The sequence below is a fragment of the Salinactinospora qingdaonensis genome (assembly GCF_039539445.1).
Taxonomy (GTDB): Bacteria; Actinomycetota; Actinomycetes; order Streptosporangiales; family Streptosporangiaceae; genus Salinactinospora; species Salinactinospora qingdaonensis.
On sequence record NZ_BAABDD010000020.1, the window covers coordinates 32,449 to 56,075 of the forward strand.

The 23,627-nt window shown below is 65.7% G+C and carries 21 protein-coding genes; 9 read left to right on the forward strand and 12 right to left on the reverse strand.

Annotation, left to right across the window (positions count from 1 at the left end; all coding sequences use genetic code 11):
* Nucleotides 1-250: 250 nt before the first annotated feature.
* Together ABD848_RS18260 and ABD848_RS18265 are read right to left on the reverse strand one after the other, a co-directional pair.
* Nucleotides 251-694 carry a sigma factor gene (locus ABD848_RS18260; RefSeq protein WP_344973766.1) on the reverse strand — a complete coding sequence of 148 codons (444 nt, stop codon included), beginning with the start codon at nt 692-694 and terminating at the stop codon, nt 251-253.
* A 165-nt stretch (nt 695-859) separates the two neighbouring features.
* On the reverse strand, nt 860-1,333 hold the full coding sequence (locus ABD848_RS18265; protein ID WP_344973769.1) for a carboxymuconolactone decarboxylase family protein: 474 nt from the start codon (nt 1,331-1,333) through the stop codon (nt 860-862).
* A 1,396-nt stretch (nt 1,334-2,729) separates the two neighbouring features.
* Here ABD848_RS18265 and ABD848_RS18270 point away from each other — a divergent pair.
* Complete coding sequence (locus ABD848_RS18270) at nt 2,730-3,824, forward strand: type I restriction endonuclease (protein WP_344973772.1); 1,095 nt, start codon at nt 2,730-2,732, stop codon at nt 3,822-3,824.
* Between the two features lie 1,352 nt (nt 3,825-5,176).
* Here the strand turns inward: ABD848_RS18270 and drmC are convergent.
* Genes drmC through drmA form a run of 3 tightly spaced genes read right to left on the reverse strand, consistent with a single transcriptional unit; the run spans nt 5,177 to nt 11,606 of the window.
* Entirely contained in the window at nt 5,177-5,923 is a 747-nt protein-coding gene (gene drmC / locus ABD848_RS18275) for a DISARM system phospholipase D-like protein DrmC (RefSeq protein WP_344973775.1), read from the reverse strand.
* Nucleotides 5,920-7,815, reverse strand: a complete 1,896-nt coding sequence (locus tag ABD848_RS18280) for a DUF1998 domain-containing protein (protein WP_344973778.1) — start codon at nt 7,813-7,815, stop codon at nt 5,920-5,922. The genes drmC and ABD848_RS18280 overlap by 4 nt, the downstream gene beginning before the upstream one ends.
* Nucleotides 7,815-11,606 (reverse strand): DISARM system helicase DrmA, encoded by a 3,792-nt coding sequence (gene drmA / locus ABD848_RS18285; protein ID WP_344973781.1) that lies wholly within the window; start codon nt 11,604-11,606, stop codon nt 7,815-7,817. The genes ABD848_RS18280 and drmA overlap by 1 nt, the downstream gene beginning before the upstream one ends.
* A 261-nt stretch (nt 11,607-11,867) precedes the next feature.
* Between drmA and ABD848_RS18290 the strand changes: the two genes are divergently transcribed.
* The gene (locus tag ABD848_RS18290) at nt 11,868-13,169 is read left to right on the forward strand and encodes an ATP-binding protein (RefSeq protein WP_344973784.1); all 1,302 of its coding nucleotides are present in this window, start codon (nt 11,868-11,870) and stop codon (nt 13,167-13,169) included.
* Between the two features lie 189 nt (nt 13,170-13,358).
* Here ABD848_RS18290 and ABD848_RS18295 read toward each other — a convergent pair whose 3' ends face one another.
* The 3 genes from ABD848_RS18295 to ABD848_RS18305 are packed head-to-tail and all read right to left on the reverse strand — an operon-like array spanning nt 13,359 to nt 14,936.
* Complete coding sequence (locus ABD848_RS18295) at nt 13,359-14,210, reverse strand: helix-turn-helix domain-containing protein (protein WP_344973787.1); 852 nt, start codon at nt 14,208-14,210, stop codon at nt 13,359-13,361.
* The gene (locus tag ABD848_RS18300) at nt 14,207-14,734 is read right to left on the reverse strand and encodes a DUF6879 family protein (protein ID WP_344973790.1); all 528 of its coding nucleotides are present in this window, start codon (nt 14,732-14,734) and stop codon (nt 14,207-14,209) included. Before ABD848_RS18300 ends, ABD848_RS18295 begins: the two co-directional genes overlap by 4 nt.
* Before the next feature lies 1 nt (nt 14,735).
* Complete coding sequence (locus tag ABD848_RS18305; protein ID WP_344973793.1) at nt 14,736-14,936, reverse strand: hypothetical protein; 201 nt, start codon at nt 14,934-14,936, stop codon at nt 14,736-14,738.
* Nucleotides 14,937-15,104: 168 nt separating this feature from the next.
* Here ABD848_RS18305 and ABD848_RS18310 point away from each other — a divergent pair, with 168 nt between their 5' ends.
* From ABD848_RS18310 to ABD848_RS18330, 5 genes are all read left to right on the forward strand, one after another.
* Nucleotides 15,105-16,235, forward strand: coding sequence for a HesA/MoeB/ThiF family protein (locus tag ABD848_RS18310; protein WP_344973796.1), 1,131 nt, complete (start codon nt 15,105-15,107; stop codon nt 16,233-16,235).
* Entirely contained in the window at nt 16,228-16,716 is a 489-nt protein-coding gene (locus ABD848_RS18315) for an HIT family protein (RefSeq protein WP_344973799.1), read from the forward strand. Before ABD848_RS18310 ends, ABD848_RS18315 begins: the two co-directional genes overlap by 8 nt.
* 700 nt (nt 16,717-17,416) lie before the next feature.
* Nucleotides 17,417-17,635: a hypothetical protein gene (locus tag ABD848_RS18320; protein ID WP_344973802.1), complete on the forward strand. Its 219-nt coding sequence runs from the start codon at nt 17,417-17,419 to the stop codon at nt 17,633-17,635.
* Nucleotides 17,632-18,177, forward strand: coding sequence for a DUF6879 family protein (locus tag ABD848_RS18325; protein ID WP_344973805.1), 546 nt, complete (start codon nt 17,632-17,634; stop codon nt 18,175-18,177). Before ABD848_RS18320 ends, ABD848_RS18325 begins: the two co-directional genes overlap by 4 nt.
* A 25-nt stretch (nt 18,178-18,202) precedes the next feature.
* Nucleotides 18,203-19,093: a helix-turn-helix domain-containing protein gene (locus ABD848_RS18330; RefSeq protein WP_344973809.1), complete on the forward strand. Its 891-nt coding sequence runs from the start codon at nt 18,203-18,205 to the stop codon at nt 19,091-19,093.
* 940 nt (nt 19,094-20,033) lie between these two features.
* On the opposite strand, the gene ABD848_RS18335 is transcribed toward ABD848_RS18330, so the two are convergent.
* A complete protein-coding gene (locus ABD848_RS18335) occupies nt 20,034-20,444 on the reverse strand; it encodes a hypothetical protein (RefSeq protein WP_344973812.1) in 411 nt (136 codons plus the stop codon).
* Between the two features lie 238 nt (nt 20,445-20,682).
* Here ABD848_RS18335 and ABD848_RS18340 point away from each other — a divergent pair, with 238 nt between their 5' ends.
* Entirely contained in the window at nt 20,683-21,498 is an 816-nt protein-coding gene (locus ABD848_RS18340; protein WP_344973814.1) for a helix-turn-helix domain-containing protein, read from the forward strand.
* Entirely contained in the window at nt 21,488-21,664 is a 177-nt protein-coding gene (locus ABD848_RS18345; RefSeq protein ID WP_344973818.1) for a DUF397 domain-containing protein, read from the forward strand. Before ABD848_RS18340 ends, ABD848_RS18345 begins: the two co-directional genes overlap by 11 nt.
* Before the next feature lie 26 nt (nt 21,665-21,690).
* Here ABD848_RS18345 and ABD848_RS18350 read toward each other — a convergent pair whose 3' ends face one another.
* The 3 genes from ABD848_RS18350 to ABD848_RS18360 all read right to left on the reverse strand — a co-directional run bounded on the left by ABD848_RS18350 (nt 21,691) and on the right by ABD848_RS18360 (nt 23,625).
* Nucleotides 21,691-21,987, reverse strand: a complete 297-nt coding sequence (locus ABD848_RS18350; RefSeq protein ID WP_344973824.1) for a hypothetical protein — start codon at nt 21,985-21,987, stop codon at nt 21,691-21,693.
* A 142-nt stretch (nt 21,988-22,129) separates the two neighbouring features.
* Complete coding sequence (locus tag ABD848_RS18355; RefSeq protein ID WP_344973830.1) at nt 22,130-22,849, reverse strand: class I SAM-dependent methyltransferase; 720 nt, start codon at nt 22,847-22,849, stop codon at nt 22,130-22,132.
* Nucleotides 22,846-23,625: a phytanoyl-CoA dioxygenase family protein gene (locus ABD848_RS18360; RefSeq protein ID WP_344973833.1), complete on the reverse strand. Its 780-nt coding sequence runs from the start codon at nt 23,623-23,625 to the stop codon at nt 22,846-22,848. The genes ABD848_RS18355 and ABD848_RS18360 overlap by 4 nt, the downstream gene beginning before the upstream one ends.
* Nucleotides 23,626-23,627 lie beyond the last annotated feature (2 nt).

Genomic DNA, 23,627 nt, shown 5'->3' on the forward strand with positions numbered 1-23,627 from the left:
GTGTACGGACGGGGTGGATGAGCGCGGACCGGAGCCGACTTTTGGAAGCACCCCCATGTTAGCGAAAAGTTTCAGAAAAATACCAGCATGAAAAGAGGTTTTTCCGGAACATTTCGACCCCCGAGGCGCGGGCGGTGAGGAGTACGCCGTGCGTACAACAAAGGCGAGGGGGCAGACCCGATGCCGCTTCCACGTCGAGGGGGTGGGCCACGCGGTACACCCCCTCGGCCTCGCCGGACAGAGGGACCGGTCACTTGTGTGGCCGTTGGCGTGAGTTTCCGGCGAACGAGGCGACCTCGTCGAAGTCGAAGGCGAACACCTCCCGCAGCACGAACACCGCCCGCTCCAGCGGGCTGAGCCGTTCCAACAGCAACAGCGCCGCCATCGACACCGAATCGGCCAGCTCCGCCGACCGGGCCGGGTCTTGGTAGGGATCGTTGAGCAACGGCTCGGGCAACCACGGCCCCGGGTACGCCTCTCGCCGCACCCGCGCGGAACGCAGCACATCGATGGAGATCCGCGTCACCGCGGCCGACAGGAAAGCCTTCGTGGACGTGGGCCGGGTGGAGGAGTCGGCGAAACGCAGCCACGTTTCCTGCACCGCGTCTTCGGCCTCCCCCACACTGCCCAGAATCCGATAGGCGATCGAAAACAGTAGCGGCCGTAGCTCCTCGAACTCCTCGACCTTGCTCATGGCCGCCTCCCCTTCCGTGACGCCCTCCCATCCGGCCGTACACGCCGGCGCGGGCTCCTCTGACAATCCCCTCAGACCACGGGGCGGGCCAGAGCAGCCCGCCGGGGCCCGGGGGCCGGGGCCCGGCGGGCCGCAGCCGGCCCCCGGACCAGTTGTCGCCGCCGTTCAGTGGAACTGCCCGGGCTCGTAGTCGCCGGCCGGCCGCTGGGTGATGACGTTGAGCCGGTTCACCGTGTTCATAAAGGCGACCAGAAGCACCAGGGCGGTGAGCTGCTCCTCGTCGTAGTGCTCGGCGGCACGGGTCCACACCTGGTCGCTGACCCCGCCGGCCCCGTCGGCGATCCGGGTCCCCTCCTCGGCCAGCGCCAACGCGGCCCGCTCGGCGTCGGTGAAGACCGTGGCCTCCCGCCACGCGGCGACCAGGTTCAGCCGCACCGGGGTCTCCCCGGCCGCGGCGGCCTCCTTGGTGTGCATGTCGACGCAGACCGCACAGCCGTTGACCTGACTCGCGCGAAGAGCCACGATCTCCTGTGTCGTACTCGGCAGTGGCGAGCTCTTGAGCGCCTTGCCCGCCGACATGAAGTCCTTGAGGGCTGCGCCGGCGGTCGGGCTGGCGAAATAGTTCAGTCGCGCGGCCATGGTGTGCTCCTTTGCGGTCGTCACTGGCTCCACCCCCTAAGACGGGATAGCCCGACACGCTGTGACACCGAAGGACGCGACCTGTTGCTCCCGCTGCCGGCACTCCGCGGCCGAGAAAGCCCCGCCCGGTGATCAGCGCGGTGTCCACGCGAAAGCGGCGGCACGGCTCGCGCGTGACCCTCCAGGGCCGGCCGGGATCTCGGCGTGGAGCCCCTCACGGCGCAGCGAGTCGCCAACGTGCCGAAAGTGGGGGTGGGCGCAGCACGGTGCACGGGACGCCCACGAGACCCCCGGCACCGCCACAACGCCAGCCACAGCTCACGATCCTCGCGCTCACGATCACCCATCGGACAGCCCTCAACCGGATTTCCGTGGTCCCACCACACGCGACCGCAGAACCAGAAAAACATAAAAAAGGACCACGAGCACTGCGAGCAAGAACCCACCGAGAAAAAACGGAAAAACGTATGCCATGTTGTCGCAGTTGTACTCGGGAGGGTTGGTGTCAGGCCAGCGAACGCAGGCTACATGGGAACTCTTCATCGTGAAGAAAGTCAGTACACCGCCCAACAGAAAGGCCATTGCGCCTAGCGCAACACCGAGGAGAGTCAGAAGCGGGAGCGTCAGCATCCGCCGGGAGGTACTGCCGGTCACCATAAAACTCCTTCTCCGAAGGCCCTAACCGACGAGACGACACTGCCGATGAACAACGTCCTTTGCAACACTACGCGGAGGAACGCCGGCGGGCCGGGCCTCGGCAACAGTCGAGAGGCCCGCGGTGACACCGAAAGCGGCGAACGAGGACGCGATGCGAGCGACACGGAGTCCACATGGCTCTCTGACGGCCCGAGCGCGGTCTCGTGGGGATGGCTGAGCGACAGATCCGAGATTCCCACTGCGGCAATCTGGATACAACCACCGCGGCAGATCCGAGATTTTGCGGAAAACAAAGCCACTGAAAAGCAATAACGTCCTCTCGACCGTTCATCGAAGCCGGCCGCTTCCGGTACGGCGGCCAGGAACCGTGCGCTCGGTGGGAGCGGGCCGTTAACCCTCCGCGCCGAAGCCGACGATGCCGGGACGCTGAGCCTGCCGTCGCGGAGGACAGGTGCGACCACCATCTCTACACGTTCCTGGAGCGTATGCCGTTCGAACGACGATATCTCGATTAAGGCACGCGTTTCGTTCTCTTATGGAACACTATGACCAATGCAAGCCGACTCGGTGTGAAGGCACGTTTGGCGGATATGGGGTTATGAGCCGTTCGCCGACGGGGGAAGGTGTCGAACAAACAGCCCTTGTGCACTTCGTGTTGATATCACTTCGTTTCGTTGTGCACACAGGGCTCACCCGGTCGCTGTGAACGGTGCGTCAGGTGGTCGCGGAGGAGCGAGACATGGATTTCAACGACAGGCTTGCCGAACTGGCTGCGAAGGTCCGGAGCCAACGTGACTCGATCCAAACCGAGGAAGCCACGAAAAACGCCTTCGTCATGCCGTTCATATCGGCGATCCTCGGCTACGACGTCTTCGATCCGACTGAGGTCGTTCCCGAGTTCGTCGCCGACGTGGGAGTGAAGAAAGGCGAGAAGGTCGATTACGCGATCATGCGTGACGGCGCGGTGCAGATGCTCATCGAGTGTAAGAAGTCGAGCGGACCGCTGACGATGGAGCACGCCTCCCAGCTTTACCGCTACTTCTCGGTCACCAACGCCCGGATCGCCATCCTCACCAACGGTGAGACCTACCAGTTCTACACCGACCTCGACTCGCCGAACAGGATGGACGAGAAGCCCTTCCTCGTTTTGGACCTCAACGACATCGACGAGACTCTGCTGCCTGAGCTGCGCAAGCTAACCAAGGAGAGCTTCGACGTCGACTCCGTCATCACCGCGGCAGAGGAACTCAAATACATCGGCGGGATCAAGCGCACGCTCGCGGCGCAGTTCAAGGACCCCGAAAAAGAGTGGGTCAGGTTCTTCTTCAACCGGGTCCACAACAACAAGCAGTTCACCAACAGGATGCAGGAACAGTTCACCCCGCTGGTGATGAAAGCCGCGTCGCAGTACCTCAACGACCAGGTGAACGAGCGACTGAAGACGGCTCTTGGCTCTGGCTCCCAAGAGCCCGAGACAGAAGAAGCCGGGAGCGAAAGCGCCGAGGAGGCCGTTCAGGAGGAACAGGACGACGACACGGGGATCGTGACCACGCTTGAGGAGCTGGAGGGGCACCAGATCGTCAAGGCGATCGCGTGCAGCGAGGTGAAACCGCAGCGGATCGTGCAGCGTGACTCCAAGTCGTACTTCGCGATCCTGCTCGACGACAACAACCGCAAACCGATCGCGCGGCTGCACTTCAACAGCAAGTCGAAGAAGCACCTCGGCGTCTTCGATGCCGACAAGAAAGAAACCCGTCACCTGCTCAGCTCCCTCGACGACATCTATCTACACGCCGAGGCGATCCGGGGCGCGGTACGCAACTACCTCGGATAGTGGACGCTCTCACTGACGGCGGCTGAATCGCCGCACGAGAGAGATTTCGGCGACGGCGGGCTGACGATCACAAGGATGCCCTTACCTCGCGCCCGTCGCGCCGACGCGCCGCTTCGCGTATACCTTCCGACACGAAGACCACCGGTTTCCTCGTTTCGGCGCACGCTGACGGCCGGCCAATTCTACGATCGCTCGCCGAGTTAAACCGGTCGGCCAACCCTCTGCCTTCTTGAGTTCTAGTGGTCGTTGCAATACCCCACTTCTGAAGGCGTGCGGCGGAGTGTGGCCTTGGCCTGGGGAGAGCGTGCGGGGTTTCTCACCGCTCGTGCCTCGACCGCTACGCGATCTCAGCAGCCCGGGGCGGGCTGTGCTTGAGGGGGCACGAATACCACGACAAGACTTGAGGCCGCCGCGGAGCCACCACCGCAACAGGACAGACGGGAATGGGATCACCACCGCAACAGAACAAACATGAACGGAGCCACCACCACAACAGGACAGACGAGAGCGGGATCACCACCGCAACAGAACAAACATGAACGGAGCCACCACCACGACCGGGCAGACGAGAGCGGGGCGGGCACCAGGACAAGACAGACGAGAGCGGGGCGGCTCGGCGGCTTCCGGCGTATTCTCAGCCACCACCCCACCGAGACACCACCCCACCGGCACACCCCCACACCAGCAGCACCCGACACAACAGCGAGGCGTCAAAAACACAGCACCCCCGTCAAAGCTGCCGAGATCGCGAAGCGATCGAAGCACGAGCGAACGACGAACACCCCCACCCACCCCCGACACACACCACCAACCCCCACCCCACCCCAACGGGACAAACCCATAGAAACGCCCCCACCCCTGGGGGTGTGGTGGGGGCGGTCTTGGCCTACAGAGAACATGCGGGGTTTCTCGCCGCTCGTGCCTCGACCGCTACGCGATCTCAGCAGCCCGGGGCGGGCTGTGCTTGAGGGGGCACGAATACCACGACAAGACTTGAGGCCGCCGCGGAGCCACCACCGCAACAGGACAGACGAGAGCGGGATCACCACCGCAACAGAACAAACATGAACGGAGCCACCACCACGACCGGGCAGACGAGAGCGGGGCGGGCACCAGGACAAGACAGACGAGAGCGGGGCGGCTCGGCGGCTTCCGGCGTATTCTCAGCCACCACCCCACCGAGACACCACCCCACCGGCACACCCCCACACCAGCAGCACCCGACACAACAGCGAGGCGTCAAAAACACAGCACCCCCGTCAAAGCTGCCGAGATCGCGAAGCGATCGAGGCACGAGCGAACGGGGAACACTCCCGCAGCCCCCGCACCCCAGCCGTTCAAAAAACAACAATCTAGGACAACCGGGTGAGGGTGCCGTTGGCACGGAGGGCTTCGAGGTGTTCGGCGGTGCGGGTGGGGGCGGTGCCGCCGCGGATGAGGAGGCCGGCTTCGATGTTGTTGGCCACGCCGGACTGGGTGAGGTTGGCGCTGGAGACGAGCAGCACGCGGCGGTCGGCCACGGCGAGCTTGGCGTGCATGCGCGATCCCGGCTCCTCGCGGTGTTCGACCGGCCAGTGCCACAGCTCGACGCCGGGGATGTCGAGGAACGCGGCGTAGGGTTGCGTGCCCTCCAGGGCGCTGCCCGCGCCCTGGAGGGTCTCGACGACGACGCTGACGGCGACGCCACGCTCGCGGGCCGCGGTCAGCGCCTCGGTCAGCGGCGGGTAGGGCGTGGCGGAGTAGGTCGTCAGCGCCAGCTCGCGGGTGGCCTCGGCCACGAGTGAGGTGAGCACCCGCGCAGTGGAGCGCACCGGCACCCGGTGCGATCGCGGGCCGCTCCACACCGCCTCGACGCTGGTCTCCTCGGCGCGGCGCCGGTAGCCGTCGGCCAGGCCCCGCAGGTAGGTCAGCGCGGCCGCCTGCTCGCCCTCGGGCAGGGCGCGCAGCGCGGCCAGTACCTTAGCGGCCTCGGGGACGTCGCGCAGCACCGCCTCGTCGGGCCAGCCTTGCCCCACCCGCTCGACGAACGCTCGCACGCGGGCGGGGCCGAGGGCGCCCACCGCCCGCTGGGCGTGGTCCTCGAAGTCCGCCCGGCTCATGGCCGGTCCGTGAACAGGGGCGGGAATGTGTCGTCGACGGGGACGACGAAGCGGCGGTCGAGGAAGCGGTTGCCGCGCTCGCAGGTGGTTTCGGAGACGAACAGGCACACGTGGCAGGCGGCGCCGTGCAGCAGGTCGCTGGGGCTGCGCGGCAGCCGTTCGGCGCACAGCGGGTCGGAGGAGCAGCGGCGCGCGTCGGCCATGGCGCGGCGCACCAGCCGCTCCAGGGAGTCGGGTTCGGCCAGCGAGACGAGTCCGCCCAGCGTGCCCTCGGCGTCGGGCACGGCGGTGTAGATGAGGATGCCGGCGCGGCCCTCGCCGGAGTAGATCTGCTCCGACAGGCTGGCGGAGTTGTAGCCGCACTCCAGCGCGACGGTGCGGATCAGCAGGTGGGAGAGGGTGTGTAGTGCGATGTAGCGCGGGCCGGGCCAGCCGCGCAGCGGGTCGAATTCGTCGAAGTTTTGAATCCGGCCGGAGTAGCGGTTGTAGCGGAACCGTTTGAACGCTTCCCGGTGCTCGCTCACCACGGCGGAGGTGGCGATCTTCTCTTCCCACTCGGTGATGAGGTCTTCGGGCACACGCAGGAAGATGCCCTCGCCGCGGACCTCGCTGGCGGGCACCCAGGCGGGCTGGTCGCGCGCCAGTGGCGCGCTTTTGCCCGTGTCGGGGTCGTCGGGGTCGGGGGCCTCCAGCCGGGTGAAGCCCACCAGGGCGCGCACCTCGCGCAGCCGTTCGGCCTGCACGACGTCGGCGAACATGTCCGACAGCGCGGGCGGCACGCCGTCGGGGTCGCGGCGCAGCGCGAAGTCCTCGGTGGGTTCGGGTGCGGGTGTGGCGGAGAAGATCTCCCACTCGGGGGTGCGCAGGTCCACGGGCGCGGTGGCGGCCGGCTGCGCCTCGGCCAGGCTCGCGCGGTGGGCTTCGATGGCCTGCCACACCTCCTCCAGCGGCCACTCTTTGAGCGGCGCGAACTTGGGCTGGGTGACGGCGAACTGCAACACCTCGAACGTTTTGACCTCGGCCAAGCCGTCCTCCCACACCTGCTCGACCTTGGCCCGTAGCGCGCTGGCCCCGGTGGGCGGCACGGCCAGTGCCGAGAGCACTTCGGGGAACCACTGGTTGGAGGCGCCCAGGATGAGGACCTTGGGCTCGGCATCGCACCCGTTGGGGTCGAAGGTTTCCAGATGGGGGTGGCGGCCCCGGCAGAGGGGCAGGTTCTGTTTGCCGCGCCAGCCCATCGCGTCGCTGATGGGCCGCTCGGTCTTGCAGGCGAGGCACCGCAGGGTGACGGCCGGTCCCTGGTTGCCGCCGTAGTCGGCCATCTGCAACAGGGGGTGGTCGACCTCCGGGCAGGCGCCGCCCTTGTGGACGAAGGGCAGGTAGGGGAAGTCGTCCAGGTGACCGTTGGTGCAGGCCAGCACGAACCGGGCCGCCACGGCGAGGGGCTTCTTGGACTTCTTGTAGCGGCAGGTGTCGTGGAAGAACCGCGCCTTGTCGGGTTTGCGGGGCAGGTCGTTCTCGAAGCCCCAGATACCGAAGTCGAGCGGGGCCAACTGGTGGCAGGCGGTGCAGCGCAGCCACTGCGGGAACGGGATGGTGGGCACGCCCACCCGTGCGGCTGGGCCGCGGGGGTCCTGGTCGAGGCCGTCCAGCCACGGCGCGGGCCGCAGTTGGGTCACCTCGGAACTCAGGCGATTGCTGACAGCTTGCAGCAGTCGCGGTTCGGATAGGGGGTTCCAGTCGGGCAGCGTGTCATAGCGCCAGTCGTCGGTGCCGCGCACGAGCACGGCGAAGTTGGGCAGGTCGACGAGGGCGCCGATACCGCTGGTGAACATCAGGTGGCTGGGCCGCGCGCTGCCGACACGGCGGCGGTGCTGGGTGGTGGAGGCCATCAGCGCTTCCTCTTCTTGGTGTTCTTGGCAGCTTCGAGGATCGAGTCGCCCATCTCGTCGGTGAGCGCGGAATCGTCGTCGGCGGCGGCGTCGCTGTCGGCGCCGTCCTGGCTCGGTGGGGCGAAGGACCACTCAGGGGCGCCGCGTACGGGGGTGAACAGTCCGGTGCCGGGCACCAGCAGGTTGATCTCGTTCTCGGTCTCGCGCATCGACTGCGGAACGGTCAACTCCGACCAGTCGGCGCCCCCAGCGGAGGTGAGCAGGCCGCGCAACCGCTGCTTTCGGAAACTGCCCCGCCGGTAACCCAGGCGGCTGGAGCCCTGTCTGGCCTTGTCCCACGTGTCTTTGACCGCTTCGATGCGTTCGGCGAGGTACTCGCGCCCGCGCGGCCCGGCCACGGCCTCGGCGCGCTCCAACAGCCGGCGGGTGACTTCCTCGACTTCGGCGGAGTCCAGCGGCACGTCGTGGGCGTCGGTGTTGCGGGAGAAACGCTCCTCGGCGTTGCGGACGGCGGCGACGAAGGTGGCGGCGGCGCCCCGGTCGAGGGAGCGGCGGGTGTAGGGCGTCACCGACAGCGCCTCGACCTGGCGGTAGAAGGTGGCGTGGTAGTGCTCGAAGTCCTCGAAGTGGGCGAGGTCGCGCGGGCGCGACCAGTTGTACAGCGTCACCACGAGACCGGGGCGGGCGGGGTCGCGGCCTACGCGCGAGGATGCCTGAATGTACTCGGCGGTGTTTTTGGGCTGTCCGGTGACCGTCATCAGGCCGAACCGGGAGACGTCCACGCCGACTTGCAGCATCGAGGTGGCCAGCAGCACGTCCACCGGGGGCCGGCCGCCGGGGCGGTCGGGCAGGCGGGGGGTGCGTTTCTCGGCGCTGGCGGCGCGGATCTCGTCGTTGACCGCCTTGCGCCGCACGGAGGTGTCGAAGCGCGGGTCGAAGCCGGTCTCCAGGTGGTTGAGCACACTGCTGATCTCGCCGGAGGACACTCGGGAGGTCAGCTCCTGGATGCTGAGCATGTGGGCACTGGAGACGAGCCGGTTCGACAGCCCTTTGGGGGTGCCGTGGCGGCGCACCCGGATGGTGACGTCGTCGTCGAGGTAGCGGCGCATGCCCGCCAGCTCGCGGGTGGAGTTGAAGTAGCCCACCAGGGTCATGTAGGGGTCGGCGGCGGCGCCGTAGGTGTCGAACAGGGTCTGGGCGGCCAACAGCAGGCTCTCGGCGAGGCGGATCTCGGCCTGTTTGAGGCGGACGCCGTGGGCGCACAGCCCCAGGTAGCGCCGCCCGGGGGTGTGTTCGCTGACGGGCACCTGGCGGGAGAAGAAGGTGTCGCGCACGTTGAGCACCGGCGGTGGGAACACGGCGAGGTCGTGGGCGAAGATCCCCGCCACCTGCTCGCGGGCGCGTTTGGTGGTGGCGGTGGAGGCCACGATCTTGGGGCCGGTCTCGACGCCGCCGGCGTGCCAGCGGCACAGTTCGGCCACGGCCGCCTCGAACTGGCCCACCACGGTGCCCAGCGCGCCCGAGATCAGGTGCAGCTCGTCTTGGATGATCAGGTCGGGTGGGCGTAGCCGGGTGACGGGCTCGCTGGTCGCGGCGGGCAGCGTGCCCTTGGCGTTGTGGCGGGAGCCGCAGTTGGTGTCGAGGTCGTCGTGGCGGTAGCCGTGGCGGGGGCAGCGCCGGCTGACCCGGCCGAAGAGGATGCCGGCGTAGCCGCGCCAGGGCAGTTGGGCGAGCTTGTCGACGGTGGCCACGAGCAGGCTGGGGGCGAGCCGGTAGATCTCCTCGTCGACGGTGAGGATGGGCAGCCCCTCGCGGGGCGAGCGCAGCTCGGAGAAGGGGCAGGCGTGCTGGCCTTCGGCGTTGGGGCAGTACAGCAGCACCCGCCGCAGGTCGTCGTCGGTGCGCAGGTCGCGCCAGGCGGCCAGCGCGGTGCCGCACCAGGGGCAGGCCAGGGTCTGTAGCACGGTGTCGTGGCTGCCCGATCCGGAGTCGCGGGCGTCGCTGACCTGCTGGGCGGCGTCGTCGTAGCGGTTGGGTGAAACCTTGCCGCCCACCCACAGTCCGATCCGAAACGGGGTGTCGCCCCAGCGGTGGTCGCCGGCGGCCACGGCGTCGCGGCGCAGCACCTCGGCGGCGCACACGAGTGCGGCGGCGCGCTGGAACTGTTGGGCGGTCAGCAGCCGCAGCGTGTAGCGCATGAGGACCGCGACCCCCGCCTCGCCGCTGCGGGCGTCCTCGCCGGTGCCGACGACGCCCTGTAGCCGCCGGATGGCGAAGGTGTAGGCGGCCAGGCCGAGGTACGCCTCGGTCTTACCGCCGCCGGTGGGAAAGAACAGCAGGTCGACGGTGGTGGCGCGGTCGGGGTGGGCGGGATCGGTCAGCGAGGGGAGGTTGAGCAGCACGAACGCGAGCTGGAAGGGGCGCCACGAGGCGGCTGCGGCGCCCCGGGCGAGGACGCGCCGCTGGGCCTCGGCGTAGTCGATGCCTTCGGTCTCGCGCAGTTGGGCGAGTTGGGTGTGGCGCCGCTGCAACGCCATGGCGCGGTTGGCGAAGCGGAACGCCGCCAGCGCCTCCTCGTGGTGGGCGGCGGCGGGGTCGGCCAGCAGCGCCACTCCGGCGCGGATGCGTTCGGCGGCTTGGCGCGCGGTGAAGACGGCGGCCTCGCCGGTGGGGCGCAGGTGGTCGGGCAGGTCGGCGAGGTCGGCGTCGCGGTCGTCGAGCCAGGCGGCGTAGCCGTCGGCCAGTGGCGCCAGTCCGGTCGCCAGGTCGGCGGGGGCGGCCTCGGCGAGGGTGTCCATCGACAGTTCGAGCCCGGCTAGGTAGGGGGAGTCGTCGACGGTGGGGGCGATGGTGGCGGGCACCTCGTAGGTGGGCACCCAGGTGGTGTGCAGCCGGTGGGCGCGGCGCCGGTCGGCGGCGACGTCGGCGTGGACGGCGACGTTGCGGCCGGCGGCGTAGCGTAGCTCATCCTGGTAGAGCAGCCGCAGGTGGCGCTCTTCGGTGTCGAGGTGGGGGTCGGCGCTCTCGCGCAGCGGGTCGTCGATGGGGACGAAGACGGCGTCGGCGCCGTCGAGGGCGGTGACGGTGAGGCGGGGTTGGAACAGCCAGGCGACGTCGCGGTTGGTGGAGGGCTCGTGCTGGGTGTTGACCAAGGTCAGCTCGACCACGCGCGCGCCGTCTTCGGTGCCGCGCCCGCCGGGGCGGACCTCGGCGCGCAGGTGCACGCCGGGCTGGTCGGGGGTGTCGACGGTGAGCGGGAGGCGCTGGGTGGCCGGGCCGTCCAGGCGTAGTTCGCGGGTGTGGTGCAGTGGCTCGCGCGACCACACGCTGCGCGGGGTGCCGTCTTCGTCGAGGGTCGTGGTCTTGTCGTAGCGGCCCCAGGTGGCGGTGACGTGGACCGCGTCGGTGCCGGCGGCCACGGCGAAGGACAGCCCCATCGAGGAGGCCCACAGCCGCCCCGCGTTTTGCGGGGTGAGCACGTCGGTGAGTTCGCTTTCCTCGCCGTCGCCGCCGGCCGAGATCTCGGCGTCGAGCCCTTCCTCGGGCGGGTCGAGGCTGGAGGTGGGCTCCTGTTTGGGGCCGAGGCGCCCGACCAGGTAGCGCTCCAGCGGCCCTTTGGCTTTGGGGGCGAACTCCTCGGTCTCGCCGCCCCACGGCCCGAGCAGGTCGCGGCGGACGAGGTCTTCCAGCTCCTCGCGCACCTGTCGGGAGGGCGCCTCGCGCAGGTTCAGCGGCACGTCCAGCACCGGGTGCCCGCCGTCGTGCGCCCCGCCGGTGTCCCGATCGGTCATCGGCCTCTCCTCCAGTTCCCCCAACGGCTCCCGCGTTCAGCGCCTCAGCCTAGAGGCCCGCGGTGACACGGAAAGCCGCAACGGTCACACGGTGCGGGCCGCGCCGCGTCCACCTGGAGGGCTGCCCGATGGCCCGAGCGCGGTCGATAAGGGCGGCCGAGCGACAGATCTGAGATTTCCGCCGCGGCAATCTGGATATGATCACCGCGGCAGATCCGAGATTTCTTGCCCGACAGATCTGATATTTCCCTGGACACGCGGTTGACTGACCAACACGGAGCAGCTCTCAAGCGGAATCTGGAATCCGTCGTCTCACGACGTCTCGAACAGGAGCCCGTCGTGGTCGTCACCGGAGCCCGCACGGTCGGCAAGAGCACCCTGCTCGCCAACTACGCCAAAACACACGGCGTCGAGGTCACCGATCTCGACGATGTGGAGACCTTCCAGGTGGTCTCAGACAATCCGGCGACCTTCGTCTCGGGCAACGCCGAACCGGTGTGCATCGACGAGTTCCAGCACGCGCCGGAGTTGCTGTCGGCGATCAAGGCCGAACTCAACCGAGACCTCAGGCCGGGGCGCTACCTGCTCACCGGCTCCACCCGTTACGACATGCTTCCCCGAGCCAGCCAGTCTCTGACGGGACGGGTCCACGTCATGACCCTGTGGCCGCTGTCCCAAGGTGAACTGCGCGGCGAACGGGAAACCTTCCTCGACCAGCTTCTCACCGCCCCCGAGAACCTTCTCGGGCCGACGAGGTCGACGTTCACCCGCGCCGACTACGAACAGGTGATCCTCGCCGGCGGGTTCCCCATCGCGGTCAACCGGTCGGCACCCGCCGACCGACGTCGATGGTTCAGCGACTTCGTCGAGCGGGTCATCGAACGCGACGTCATGGAGATCCGCCGGGTCCGGCAACGTGGTGCGCTGCCCACGGTACTTCGCGCTTTGGCCTCGCGTACCGGAGGCGTGCTCAACGCCAGCGCCATAGCCTCGGACTTGGGGATGGAGGCGAGAACGGTTGGCGACTTCATCACCCTCCTGGAGTCGGTGTTCCTGGTCCACCGGCTGGAGGCGTTCAGCCGGACGCTGTCGACTCGGGTCGGCCGCTCTCCCAAGGTGCATCTGGTGGACAGCGGGCTCGCCTGCCACCTGATGGGCATCACCGAACGCAAGCTCGCCCGCCGCCGCCCCGCCACCCTGACCGAGTTCGGCCACGCCGTGAAGACCTTCGTCGTCGACGAGATCCTCAAGCAGGGCGGCTGGGCGCAGGAGAGCGTGCGGTTCTCCCACTTGCGTACCCGCGACCAGCATGAGGTGGACCTCGTCATCGAGACCGACGAGGGTCTGGTCGCGGGAATCGAGGTCAAGGCCGCGGAGAAGGTCTCCGACGCCGACTTCCGGGGGCTGCGGATGCTGCGTGACCGCCTCGGCGAGGACTTCATCGGCGGCGCGGTCATCAACATGGGGCGCTACCGCTACCAGTACGACGAACGGCTGTTCGTTTTTCCTCTCGACACCGTCTGGTCCAGCGAACCGATACGGGAGGCCGCGCCCGACTCGTGACGATTACGTACCGCGCGTATTCGGCCGTACTGCGGCAGATCCGAGATTTTTCCTCTTCGCGCCCGTCGCGCGCTGTCAGCCGTGGCCGGTGGCCCCGGCATTGTGAAGGGACGGGGAACCGTCGGCGGGGACAGCGCTCACGGGAAGTTCGGCTTACGACCAACGGTCACCGCTTCTCTCCGGGCGGCTCTATCCGTCTTCCGGATCGTTGGTCAGGGCATGGCGTGCACGCACCACGAGTCGCTGGGCGGCCACGCCCCGAAGAGCCACCCGAGACAGCTTTGTGAATACCTGACGGTAGGGAGCGATCGCGTCGCGGTCGGTAAGGCACAACTCGGCGCTGACCGTCTCGACCAGTACCCGGTCCTCGTCGAAGATCCAGAAACCGTGTGAAGGGACGACGTCCAACTCGGCATCTGTGGGCAGGATTCCGATATCGAGCCGCGACCGTTTGATCGACTCCGCGATGCGGTCCACCTGCTCGACCATCACATCCGCGGGGCACAGACGCATCCGCAGTACCGGCTCCCAGATGAGAATGTGGCATATGGGGTGCGGCTCGTTGAGAATACTCTGGCGCCGCATTCGCGCCCGGACGGCATTGTCGAGGTCATCAGGCGTGCTATGCAGCCGGATGCCGTGACGGATTATATACCGCGCGTACTCGGCCGTTTGGAGTAATCCAGGCACACACGCCGCCTCGAAAACGCGGATTCGCCGGGCACCGCGTTCTAGGTCACCGAACGCGGCCTGACGTGCCCCGGTACCGCCGGCGAGCTGACGGCGCCAACTCGCATAGTGGGTCTCCAGCGAACGCCGCTGGGCGAGGAGCCCATCGACTGCGCCGGGCTGTCCACACGCCTCACTCCAGGCGCGCAGATCATCCACGGTGGCGGTCTGCTTACCGTTTTCCAGTTTGGAGATCTTCGACGGATGCCATCCCAAGCGCTGCGCAAGGGTGCGCCCAGACAGCCCTGTGTCGGCTCGAAGCTCACGCAACCGCACGCCCAGCGACACGCGAGCTGTCTGGTAATCGGTCATTCCACCCTTGTCGCCAGATACTCCTGGTAGGTGAGCGCATGATGCCACGCCGCGTCGCGCGCCTGCAATGCCGCCAGTACGGTATGCGGCTCTTCCGTCAGCGTGGCTCCGAGGAAACGGTCCCCGTCAAAACGCAGCCGGGCCACCGTACGACTGTCGAACACCCAGAAGTCGTAGTCCGGCAGGTGCGCCACAACCGGGTGTTCCCGAGGCAGATACCTGATGTCCTCGCCCACGCCCAGGTTGTATGGGGTTCCCCACAACTCCCACCGCAGGTACTCCGACGGCGGGTCGTCGATGATGCGTACCCGCTCCATCCGCTTGCCGGTGGCTAACTCCTCGCGCACCATACGCAGCCAGGGCTTGAACCACTCGATCCCCGGATCTTTACCGGCCAGCCACTCCTGGAACGGCTGATCCTCGTCGAGTTTGCCGTAGTGGGTCCGCACCTCCAGCCGCCAAGCGGTATAGCGATACGCGCGGAACAGGTCCTCGAACTCCTCACCACTGACGAGATCAGACATGTCATTCCTTGGGGGCAAAGCGGGTGAGCAACTCACGGGGGACCACGACGAACTCCTCGCCAGGCAGGACATTGGACAGTTGTGCCACAGCCTCGGCGTCGGTCAACCGGTATCCCTGGACCACGATGTCACCGTTGTCCGTCTCGTACAGCGTAGGGCATCCACCATTCTGCGATGTCGTCCCGATATTGTGCAGCCTCATGTTCCTCCTCTTCTTGGGATGGTTCTAGTCTCTCGATGCTCGACACGGTTCGCCAGAGTGCAGCAGCCATTGCATGAGCAATTCTGAGCAATCCTCTTCTCTCAGCCCACCGGATGCTTAGGCTGCGACTAAAGATATCTCTCCACCTTCACCGGAAAAGGGACTCCTATGGGTGAGGCCATGGTCAAGAAGAGTGATCCACGCCATACTCTTGCTCCATACGTCCGGATTGGTGTTCAAAATGAGCGAATGTACCTTGGCTTCGGCTCGATTCAGCAGGTCATCACCGACAAGGAACTGTGGGAGCCACTAGCCCGCCTCGCCGACTACTATTCCGTTCCCCGGACCGTGAACGAAGCGAGGGTGTTCCTCAGGCAGGTGTGCGGTCTTCCGGAAACACGAGCCACTGAAGCGATGCGGATACTATCTCAGGGCAATTACCTGATCCCATACGACACTCTCGGTTACGACGAACGCTACAGTCGCCCCGCTCTGCTCTACGAACTCTCCGGTACCCGCGCTCGCGAGGTCCAGGATCGGCTGTCCCGCAGCCATGTCCTCTTCCTTGGATGCGGTGGAATCGGCAATCTCATGGCGATCACCCTGGTGACGAGCGGGATCGGGCACCTGACCCTCGTCGACGACGACCGGATCGAACTGAGCAACCTGACACGGCAGTACATGTTCACCGAGTCCGATGTCGGCGAACTCAAAAGCACTGTGCTGGCTCGGGAGCTCGCACGCAGGAACAGCACAGTAGAGGTGACACACCTCGAGAAGGCAATCGCTTCCCTGGACGACCTGGAATCGCTGCCTGCCGTGGATCTCGTGGTGGTTTCGGCTGATACCCCCGGCCTTACCGACCTCGTCAACACCCACTGTGTGCGAGCCGGGCAGACCTGGATGAACGTCTGTTACGTGAACGACATAGCGGTTTGGGGTCCCCTCGTGGTTCCCGGCGTGAGTGGCTGCTGGGACTGCCGGCGGATCATCGCACGTGAGCCCGCTGATGATCCGCAACTCTCCGCCGTGATCTCACGAATCAACCATCGGTATCAGGCGCCGTCCAATGGGCCGGTCAACATGCTCGCCTCCAGCCTGGCGAGTCTCGACGCCCTCAGACACCTGGGGCGTTTCGGCACTGCCCGGTCGCTGAACAGGCGGGTCGGAGTATGGACCCACGAACTTCTCTTGGACTGGCAGGAAGCGGAACTCAACCCCGCGTGCAATACCTGTGGAGCCTACTCCGGGCAAACTTCACGATCAGAATATGCAAGCCGAGGAGAGTCCGTTGAGTAGTGACCAACGTACGGCCGACTGCGTCTTCTGCCGGATCGTCGCAGGAGAGGCGCCATGTCACCGGATCTGGGAGGATGACCGGCACCTGGCTTTCCTGTCGATCTTTCCCAACACCGAGGGTTTCTCAGTCGTGGCGCCGAAAGCGCACCGGCCGAGCTACGTGATCGACATGGCCCAGGACGATTTCGTCAGTCTGCACCTGGCCGCCGGCGAGGTCGCCCGACTCCTGGACACGGCCTATCCGGACGTGGCGCGCACCGCGATCATGTACGAGGGCTACGGAGTGGACCACGCCCACGCCAAACTCTTCCCCATGCACGGAACGGCCGGCAACCAAGGCGACGCCTGGCAACCAGTCAAGTCATCCGTGGATGTCTACTTCGACCGCTACCAGGGCTACATCTCCTCCCACGACCACCGGCGCGCCGACGACCAGCAACTCACCAAAACCGCCGAACACATCAGATCACTGCACCGCTGAGGCTGAGCAAGATTCAGCCGGACTAGATCAAGCGAAGGGCCAGGAGTGAAATGCGCTCCCGGCCCTTCGCATACGCTACCTAGTTGCCGCCGTCACCATTCATTTCTACCTCCTTGGACAGGCCCTGGAAATGCGTCCCCAAAATCACTACAAGGGGACATCAGGTCCCAAGCTAACCTCGCCGAGGAATTCAAACTACAGAGTTGCTCTAAGTTGCTGATTTTTGAGAACTCATGCGGGGAAGGCGAGGTGGCCGTGCGTGTGGTGGGTGGGGTCGCACACGGCGTACCGGCGACGACTCGACTCGACCGACGAGAGCAACACCTACGCGAAACCCCGCTTCAGGCGTCGATGAGCGGCACCGTCCCGGTACCCGCCCTCGGAAGGGCCGACGGGTGGGCGCAAGCGGGGAAGCTACCTGCGCTGTCGCCCCGCAGGCTGGCGAGGTCGCGCAGTGGTCGAGGCACGAGCGGACGACGAACACCCCCATAGTCCCGTGCCCCGACCGTTCAAAAACAGGATCTAGAGCGTCTGCCTTGACGGTGCGCAGCAGGGAGAGCCGTGCGGATCAGTCACACGCTAGCAGTAATCAAGGTTGATTCAAGGTTAAATGGAGATTGATATCAAGGCCAGTAGGCAGTCAACCGAGAAATAAGCGAATATAGTGGGGTTACTGTTTCGACCAGCTCGGGAGGCTGTCGTGCACCTTCAGAAGCTCTGCAAAGACCCGGAGTCGAACCCCACTGGCTGCCAGAGCGTCTACCTCGCCGAGAACGGCATGCTGGCCGTGCAAGGACTGGCGATGGACACCGATACCTTCGCCAACATGGAGAACGTGCTGCCCGGCGAGAACGGAGTGCTGATCAAGCCCGAGATCATCCTGGAGGCGGCCCGGCTCTACCAGGCAGGCTCACAATGACGACGCGGCAGGACTCCCGGCCCGGTATCGACGAGCTGGTAAAAGCCCTATCCGGTTTCCGCTACTCGCTGTTTCGCCTGGAAACGCTGCAACGCTACTCCGGCAGCAGCGAAGACGAGGCCCTGGCCGAATGGCGGCGCAGCGGCACGGTCACGCCGACCGAAGAGCTACGCCAGTGGTGCGCACACATCCAACGGCGGGTCAGGGACGGTTGCCGCGCCCAGCGGGTGCACGTCGTGACCGAGCCGCTGACCGATTACATGCGCTTCGAGCTCGCCTCCTATGCCCCCAATGTCGAGGCCGGAGAGGAGGTGCGAGTCATTCCCGTACCCCCTAACGGAGAATGGCCCGCTGACGTACCCTCCGGGAGCGACTTCTGGCTCATCGACGCACGGCAGCTATGGTCGATGCGGTATGCGCCGGACGGCGCATGGCTCGAAGCCGAACCAGTTACCGATGTGCAGCGCATCGTCGACGCCTGCGCCATCCGCGACGCCGCGCTGGCGCAGTCACGACCATGGCGGGACTACCACCCGCGTTAAGGCAGAACCAGGAGGACGCAGCAGAGTGCCGGCCCCGATCACGCCGCAACGAGCGATGCTCGCCCGTCGGCTTCGCGAGCTACGCGCTGCTGCGTTCCCCTCCGGCAGCGCTCTGGCGCGCCACCTGGGCTGGCACCAGACCCGCGTCTCCAAACTGGAACAGGGCAACCAACGCCCCACCGACGACGACCTTGACCAGTGGGCCGAGGCTGTCGGCGCATCCCAGGAACAACTGGAGGAACTGCGCGAACTCGCCAGTGCGGCCCGCATCGAATACGCCACCTTCGGGCAGCGGTACCGCAGGCACGGCGGAGCCGTCGCCGAGCAGGAAACCACCACGCGCGAAGACGCGGCATCCACCCGGATCGCGGAGTTCCAACCCGCGTTGGTTCCCGGGCTGCTGCAAACCGCCGCCTACGCCCGCGACGTGCTCACCCGCCCATGCGGCCCCGCATCGGCCGGAGTCACCCCCGACGAGATCGACGCCCTCGTCGGCAAACGCATGGAACGCCAGCAGGCCCTCTATCAGCCACATCAGAACATTCAGATCATCATGGGCGAAGCGGCACTGCACACCCGCTTCGGAACGACCGAAACACTCATTGGCCAATTGGACCGGCTGCTCGCCCTCACCGACTATGCCCATGTCGAGATCGGGGTCATCCCTTTCACGGCAGCGATGCCGGTCTTCCCGCTAACCAACTTCATCCTCTACGACGACCACGTACTCATCGAGTCCCTCACCGCCCAACAACGACTCGACGCGGCAGACGAGATCAACGCCTACGCGAACTACTTCCAGCAACTCAAAGACGCAGCCCTCACCGGCCACGAGTTCAAAAAGTTGCTGCTACGCATCTCAGCCGCTCTCCGCGCCGAGGACACCGCTGTCCGCCCCCGAACCGGTGACACGTAGGTCCGACTTCGCAAGCCTTCTATCATCGCCGATCGTGGAGAACAGCCCGCGTTTCGACTGAAAACGCGGAATAGATCCGCCGCGGGCTCGTGGCTCGCCGCAGAGAGCTGCTCCCCGGAGGGGTTGGGGTGGGCCGTGCTTGGGGACCCGGCGTTCGCTCGTGCCTCGATCGCTGCGCGATCTCAGCAGCCTGAGGAGGCGCCATGGCTAAGGTAGGCCAGAAGGCTGCCGCTCATTGCCCCCAGCGCAGGCCATGCTCGGAAGTTTGGCGTTCACTCGTGCCTCGATCGCTGCGCGATCTCAGCAGCCTGAGGAGGCGCCGTGGCTGAGGCTGCCGGAAACGACACGGGCGGCCACCGGGGCAACGGAACGCCGCTGTAGCACGGGACCTTGCTCTGACTTAGAAGCTCGCTCTACCCCGGAAGGGTGCTCGAGCGCGGTGCGTCACTGTAACGCGGGATACAGCGGATACAGCGGTGGGCGGCGCCCCTCCAAGGCGCAGCCGATCTATGGGCGCCCCAGAGGGCGTGGGGCCACAGCACCTGCCCCAGCCACAGCCCACCCTGGAGAGTTGGTGGGGGTGGGCCGGGTGGAGGGACAGATGCTAAGGGGATGGGCCGGGAAAGGGACAAATCCCAGCAGGGCGGGCCGGGCGCACGGGCGGGTGCCAGTGGAATGGACCGGGCGCACAGGCAGACTCCAGGAGAACAGCCCACCCAGGCTGCTGAGATCGCGCAGCGATCGAAGCACGAGCGACGGAAAAACCCTCCCACGCCACCCCAACCACAGCCCACCCAGGCTGCTGAGATCGCGCAGCGATCGAAGCACGAGCGACGGAAGAACCCTCACGCCACCCTCGCTCCAGGCATCAATGAGCGGTAGCCTCCCGGCCCACCCCGGAGGAGGGGAGTGGGGGGTGGGCCGGGTGGGTGGGCGGGCTCTAGGGGGTCGGCTGGGGCGTTTCGGCCGGCTCGGCGGGTGCCGCGGGCGGAGAGTCGGGACGCTCGGGGCTCTCCCCGGTGGAGTCGGTCGCTTCCGGGGGTTCTGAGTCTTCCGGGGCCTCGGGGCACGCGCACTCGTCGGGGCAGTCGCAGTCGTCGGCGTCCATCTCGTCGAGCCGGCGCTCGACCATGGCCAGGACACGCTCCAGCATGCTGACGGTGTCGGTGTGGATGGTCCGTCCCTCGCCGCAGCGGGGGCGGGCGCTGTAGGGCGCCATGCGGCGCTCGGGATGGTGGCGGATCTGCCACAGGTAGCCGTACCGGCGCGCGGTCGGCCGCAGCTTGACGGGCAGGTCCGACAGCCGGGTCTCCGGCAGCGATCGGGGCGGCACGTCCTCGGTCGCGGTCACGGCCATCACCGCCCCATCCACAGCAGGCAACGCACCCGCTGCGCTCGGTAGTGGTTCCGGATAAGCTTGAACATGTTCCACCTGCCTCTTTCAGGTTGGGACCACGCCCCCGGGCCGCCATCGGCCGCGGGGGCTCTCGTGCTTCCGGAGTACACACTCCAACACACCCTGCTTAATAGCTATAAGGTTCAGCGTCTTGTCGTGTTCACAGCTTCCTGTAGACATACGTCGAGCTCTCGTGAACAATGTGAACATGAATGGCTCAGCTTGGCAGCGCTGGGGACACGAGCTGCGACGACACCGTGAGGCCGCAGCACTCACCCAGCGGAAACTCGCTTCCGAGACCTTTCTTTCGCCCGCAACGATCAGCAGCTTCGAGAACGGCACACGTTCACCGCGCCATAAGCACGCTGAGGATATGGATAAGATCCTCAATGCTGGTGGAGAGCTGCTCCAACTTTGGTCAGAGATAACCAACCGGCGGGACATCCCCGAGCGGTGGCGAAAATTTGAAGCCGTGGAGCAGGATGCTACCGAGATCAAGGAGTTTCATAACGCGGTGATCCCGGGGCTCTTGCAGACCCCTGGCTATGCCGAGTCGATCCTAAGAAACACCAAGTTTGGAAAATGGGAAGACGCGGAACTGAAAAAGCTTGTCAACTCCCGAGTTTCTCGACTTCCCTCTGTCGAGGGCGCAGATTTATCCTTCGTACTCGATGAGCAGGCCATCCGCAGGGTTGTCGGTTCTCGTGCGATCCACCGGGATCAGCTCAGCCATCTTCACACCCTGGTCGAGAAACAGAAGATAAGGCTGGGCATCATTCCACTGTACACTCCCTCTCACCCAAACCCCACCGGCCCGTTTCGAGTGATATCCCTTCAGGACGGTAGAATGATCGGGCACGAGGAGCATCGCTCAGGGATGCATGTTGTGACCGGCCCGGAAGCCAACCGTATGTCTTCTATTTTTGGCTCTCTGCAAGCAGAGGCTCTACCGACCAGCCAAACCATCGAACTTCTTAGCGAAATAGGAAACGAAATCAATGGACAATAACTGGCACAAGTCAAGCTACACCACCGCGGAGAATGTTAACTGTGTCGAGTGCAGAACCGATGGAAGTCTCGTACAGGTTCGCGACACTCAAAATCGCCAACTAGGCCATCTTTCGGTTCCCCCTCAGGAGTGGCGCGCTTTTCTCGTGGAGATCGAGCGTTTTTAGGTGCAGCGGGAATGCCCCGGAAAAGCTTAGAAGAGCGCATCCGGGGCAGTGCCCTTCTTGTTGGACTTTTCGTGTAACCCTTGCTCGACCTCGGCGTCGTAGCGCTCGTGGTTCAACTCCAGCAGCCGGTCCAGGATCTCAATACGTACCGCTGGACCGATCGTGTAGCGGGTGCCCTGCCGTGTCTCGTGGAAGTCGTGGCCAAGCCCTTGAGCCAGCAGGTCATCCCAACCGTAGGCCCGCACCACCGCCTCATCGATCGCCCGGTGGATCTCCCGCAGCTCGACGATGTCGGTATCGCGGTTCTTGGGGTCGTGGACCATGTTGTAGGTCTTGGTGCTTGGTGAGACCAGACTGGAATGCTGTACACCCTCCCTTTTCCCTTCTCCTGCAACCGAACCCCGGCTTTCTCGTAGATACAGGTACACGCCACGATGCTTTTTCGGGGGGTGTCCTTGACGGAAATCAGCGGCCGGGGACAACCGATTCTGCCAGCGAAGGGCCTTTGATGGTTACTGTTAGCAGCATCGAACCCATTGCACTGACGTCTCTCTCCGCTGCACGTTGTCTCAGGTTTTCGCCTTGGTCTTTCAAAGGATGGTTCCGAGGCAGACGGGAAATGAAGTCGGCCATCCGGTCGAACATGGTCTTGGGTGAGACGGGGGCCAGATTCGTGAAGTAGTCGACCGTGGTTTGGATAGGCGGATATCCGGGAAACGTGGCCAGTATCTCGGGGAGGTCCAGTCCTGGACGGTGGTAGTAGCCAAGGGCTTGGTGGACGCTTTTGGACCAACGGTCGATTTCGTGGGCGAGGCGTTGCGAGGGCACGCTGAGGTCAGCCCACGGTTCAGCGATGACGACGCCGCGCTTGGCGATGCGCAGAGCTTCGCTCAAGACGGTCTCGGTGTTGGGTGTGTGGTGCAGAACGTGGCGTAGTACTGCCCATTCGACGGCTTTGTCGGCGAAGTCCGGCTTCTCGGCATAGCCTTCGTAGGCGTGCAATCCTCTGGCTGAGGCCCGGCGGACGTTGTGTGGGCCTCGGTCGATGCCATGAGCGTGGATACCGGCGTCTCGACAGAGGGCCAAGAGATCTCCACCGCCGCACCCGATGTCCAGAACCGACTCCGGCTCCAAGCGTTGCAGAAGCCAGAAGAAGTGTTGGAGTGGTGCCGTGCCGGCGCTCATACGCATCCCTCATAGGAGCGTCCCCGCACCAGGTCGAATCTCATCTTGCCCTGCCACTGCTCGGTGAGGACGCATTGAGCACTCATGTAGGCGAACGAGAGCGCGCGTCGTGGGTACGGCGAGTGGTTGGGGCCGGACCAGTGGACCGTCTTCCCGGAGTGGAACGAGGCTCCGCCGGCAGGTACGGGCACCGTAACGGCTTGGTCGTAGGGGACCTCCTCCTCAGGCACGCGCCACTCTTCGAGCATCGCGTGGGGGAAGATCCCTCGCTGGTGGCTTCCCGGGACGAAGTTGAGACAGCCGTTGTCGGGTGTGGCGGGATCGATCGCGATCCAGCAGACCACGAATTCGGGTGGTTCGATGTGGGTCCAGTAAGCAGCGTCCTGGTGAGGTGATTTCGGGGAGCCGATGTGCGGGGGTTTCATCCATCCGATGGAGGCGTGCAGCTTGATGTCCGGTCCGGTGATCTCCTGCACCAGATCGAGTATCCGCTCGTGGCGGGCCGCTTCGGCGAAGAGAGCGTCGTTGTGGGCCACGTCCTTGAGCTTGCGCACCACAGGCTCGGTGCTGTCGCTGCTCAGGTGGCGTTCGGTGTTGAACGCTTCTTCGGGGAAGTCCGTGCGTCGAGCGAGGATGTCATCGAGTCTGGCGCGCATGGCCGAGAACAGTTCCTCGTCAAAGAGCTGTTCGACGACACTGAAGCCGTTAGTGGTGAAGTGCTCGCGAAACGCGCTGGGGCTGGTAACCCGGGAGGTGTCAGAGACGATACGGCCCATTG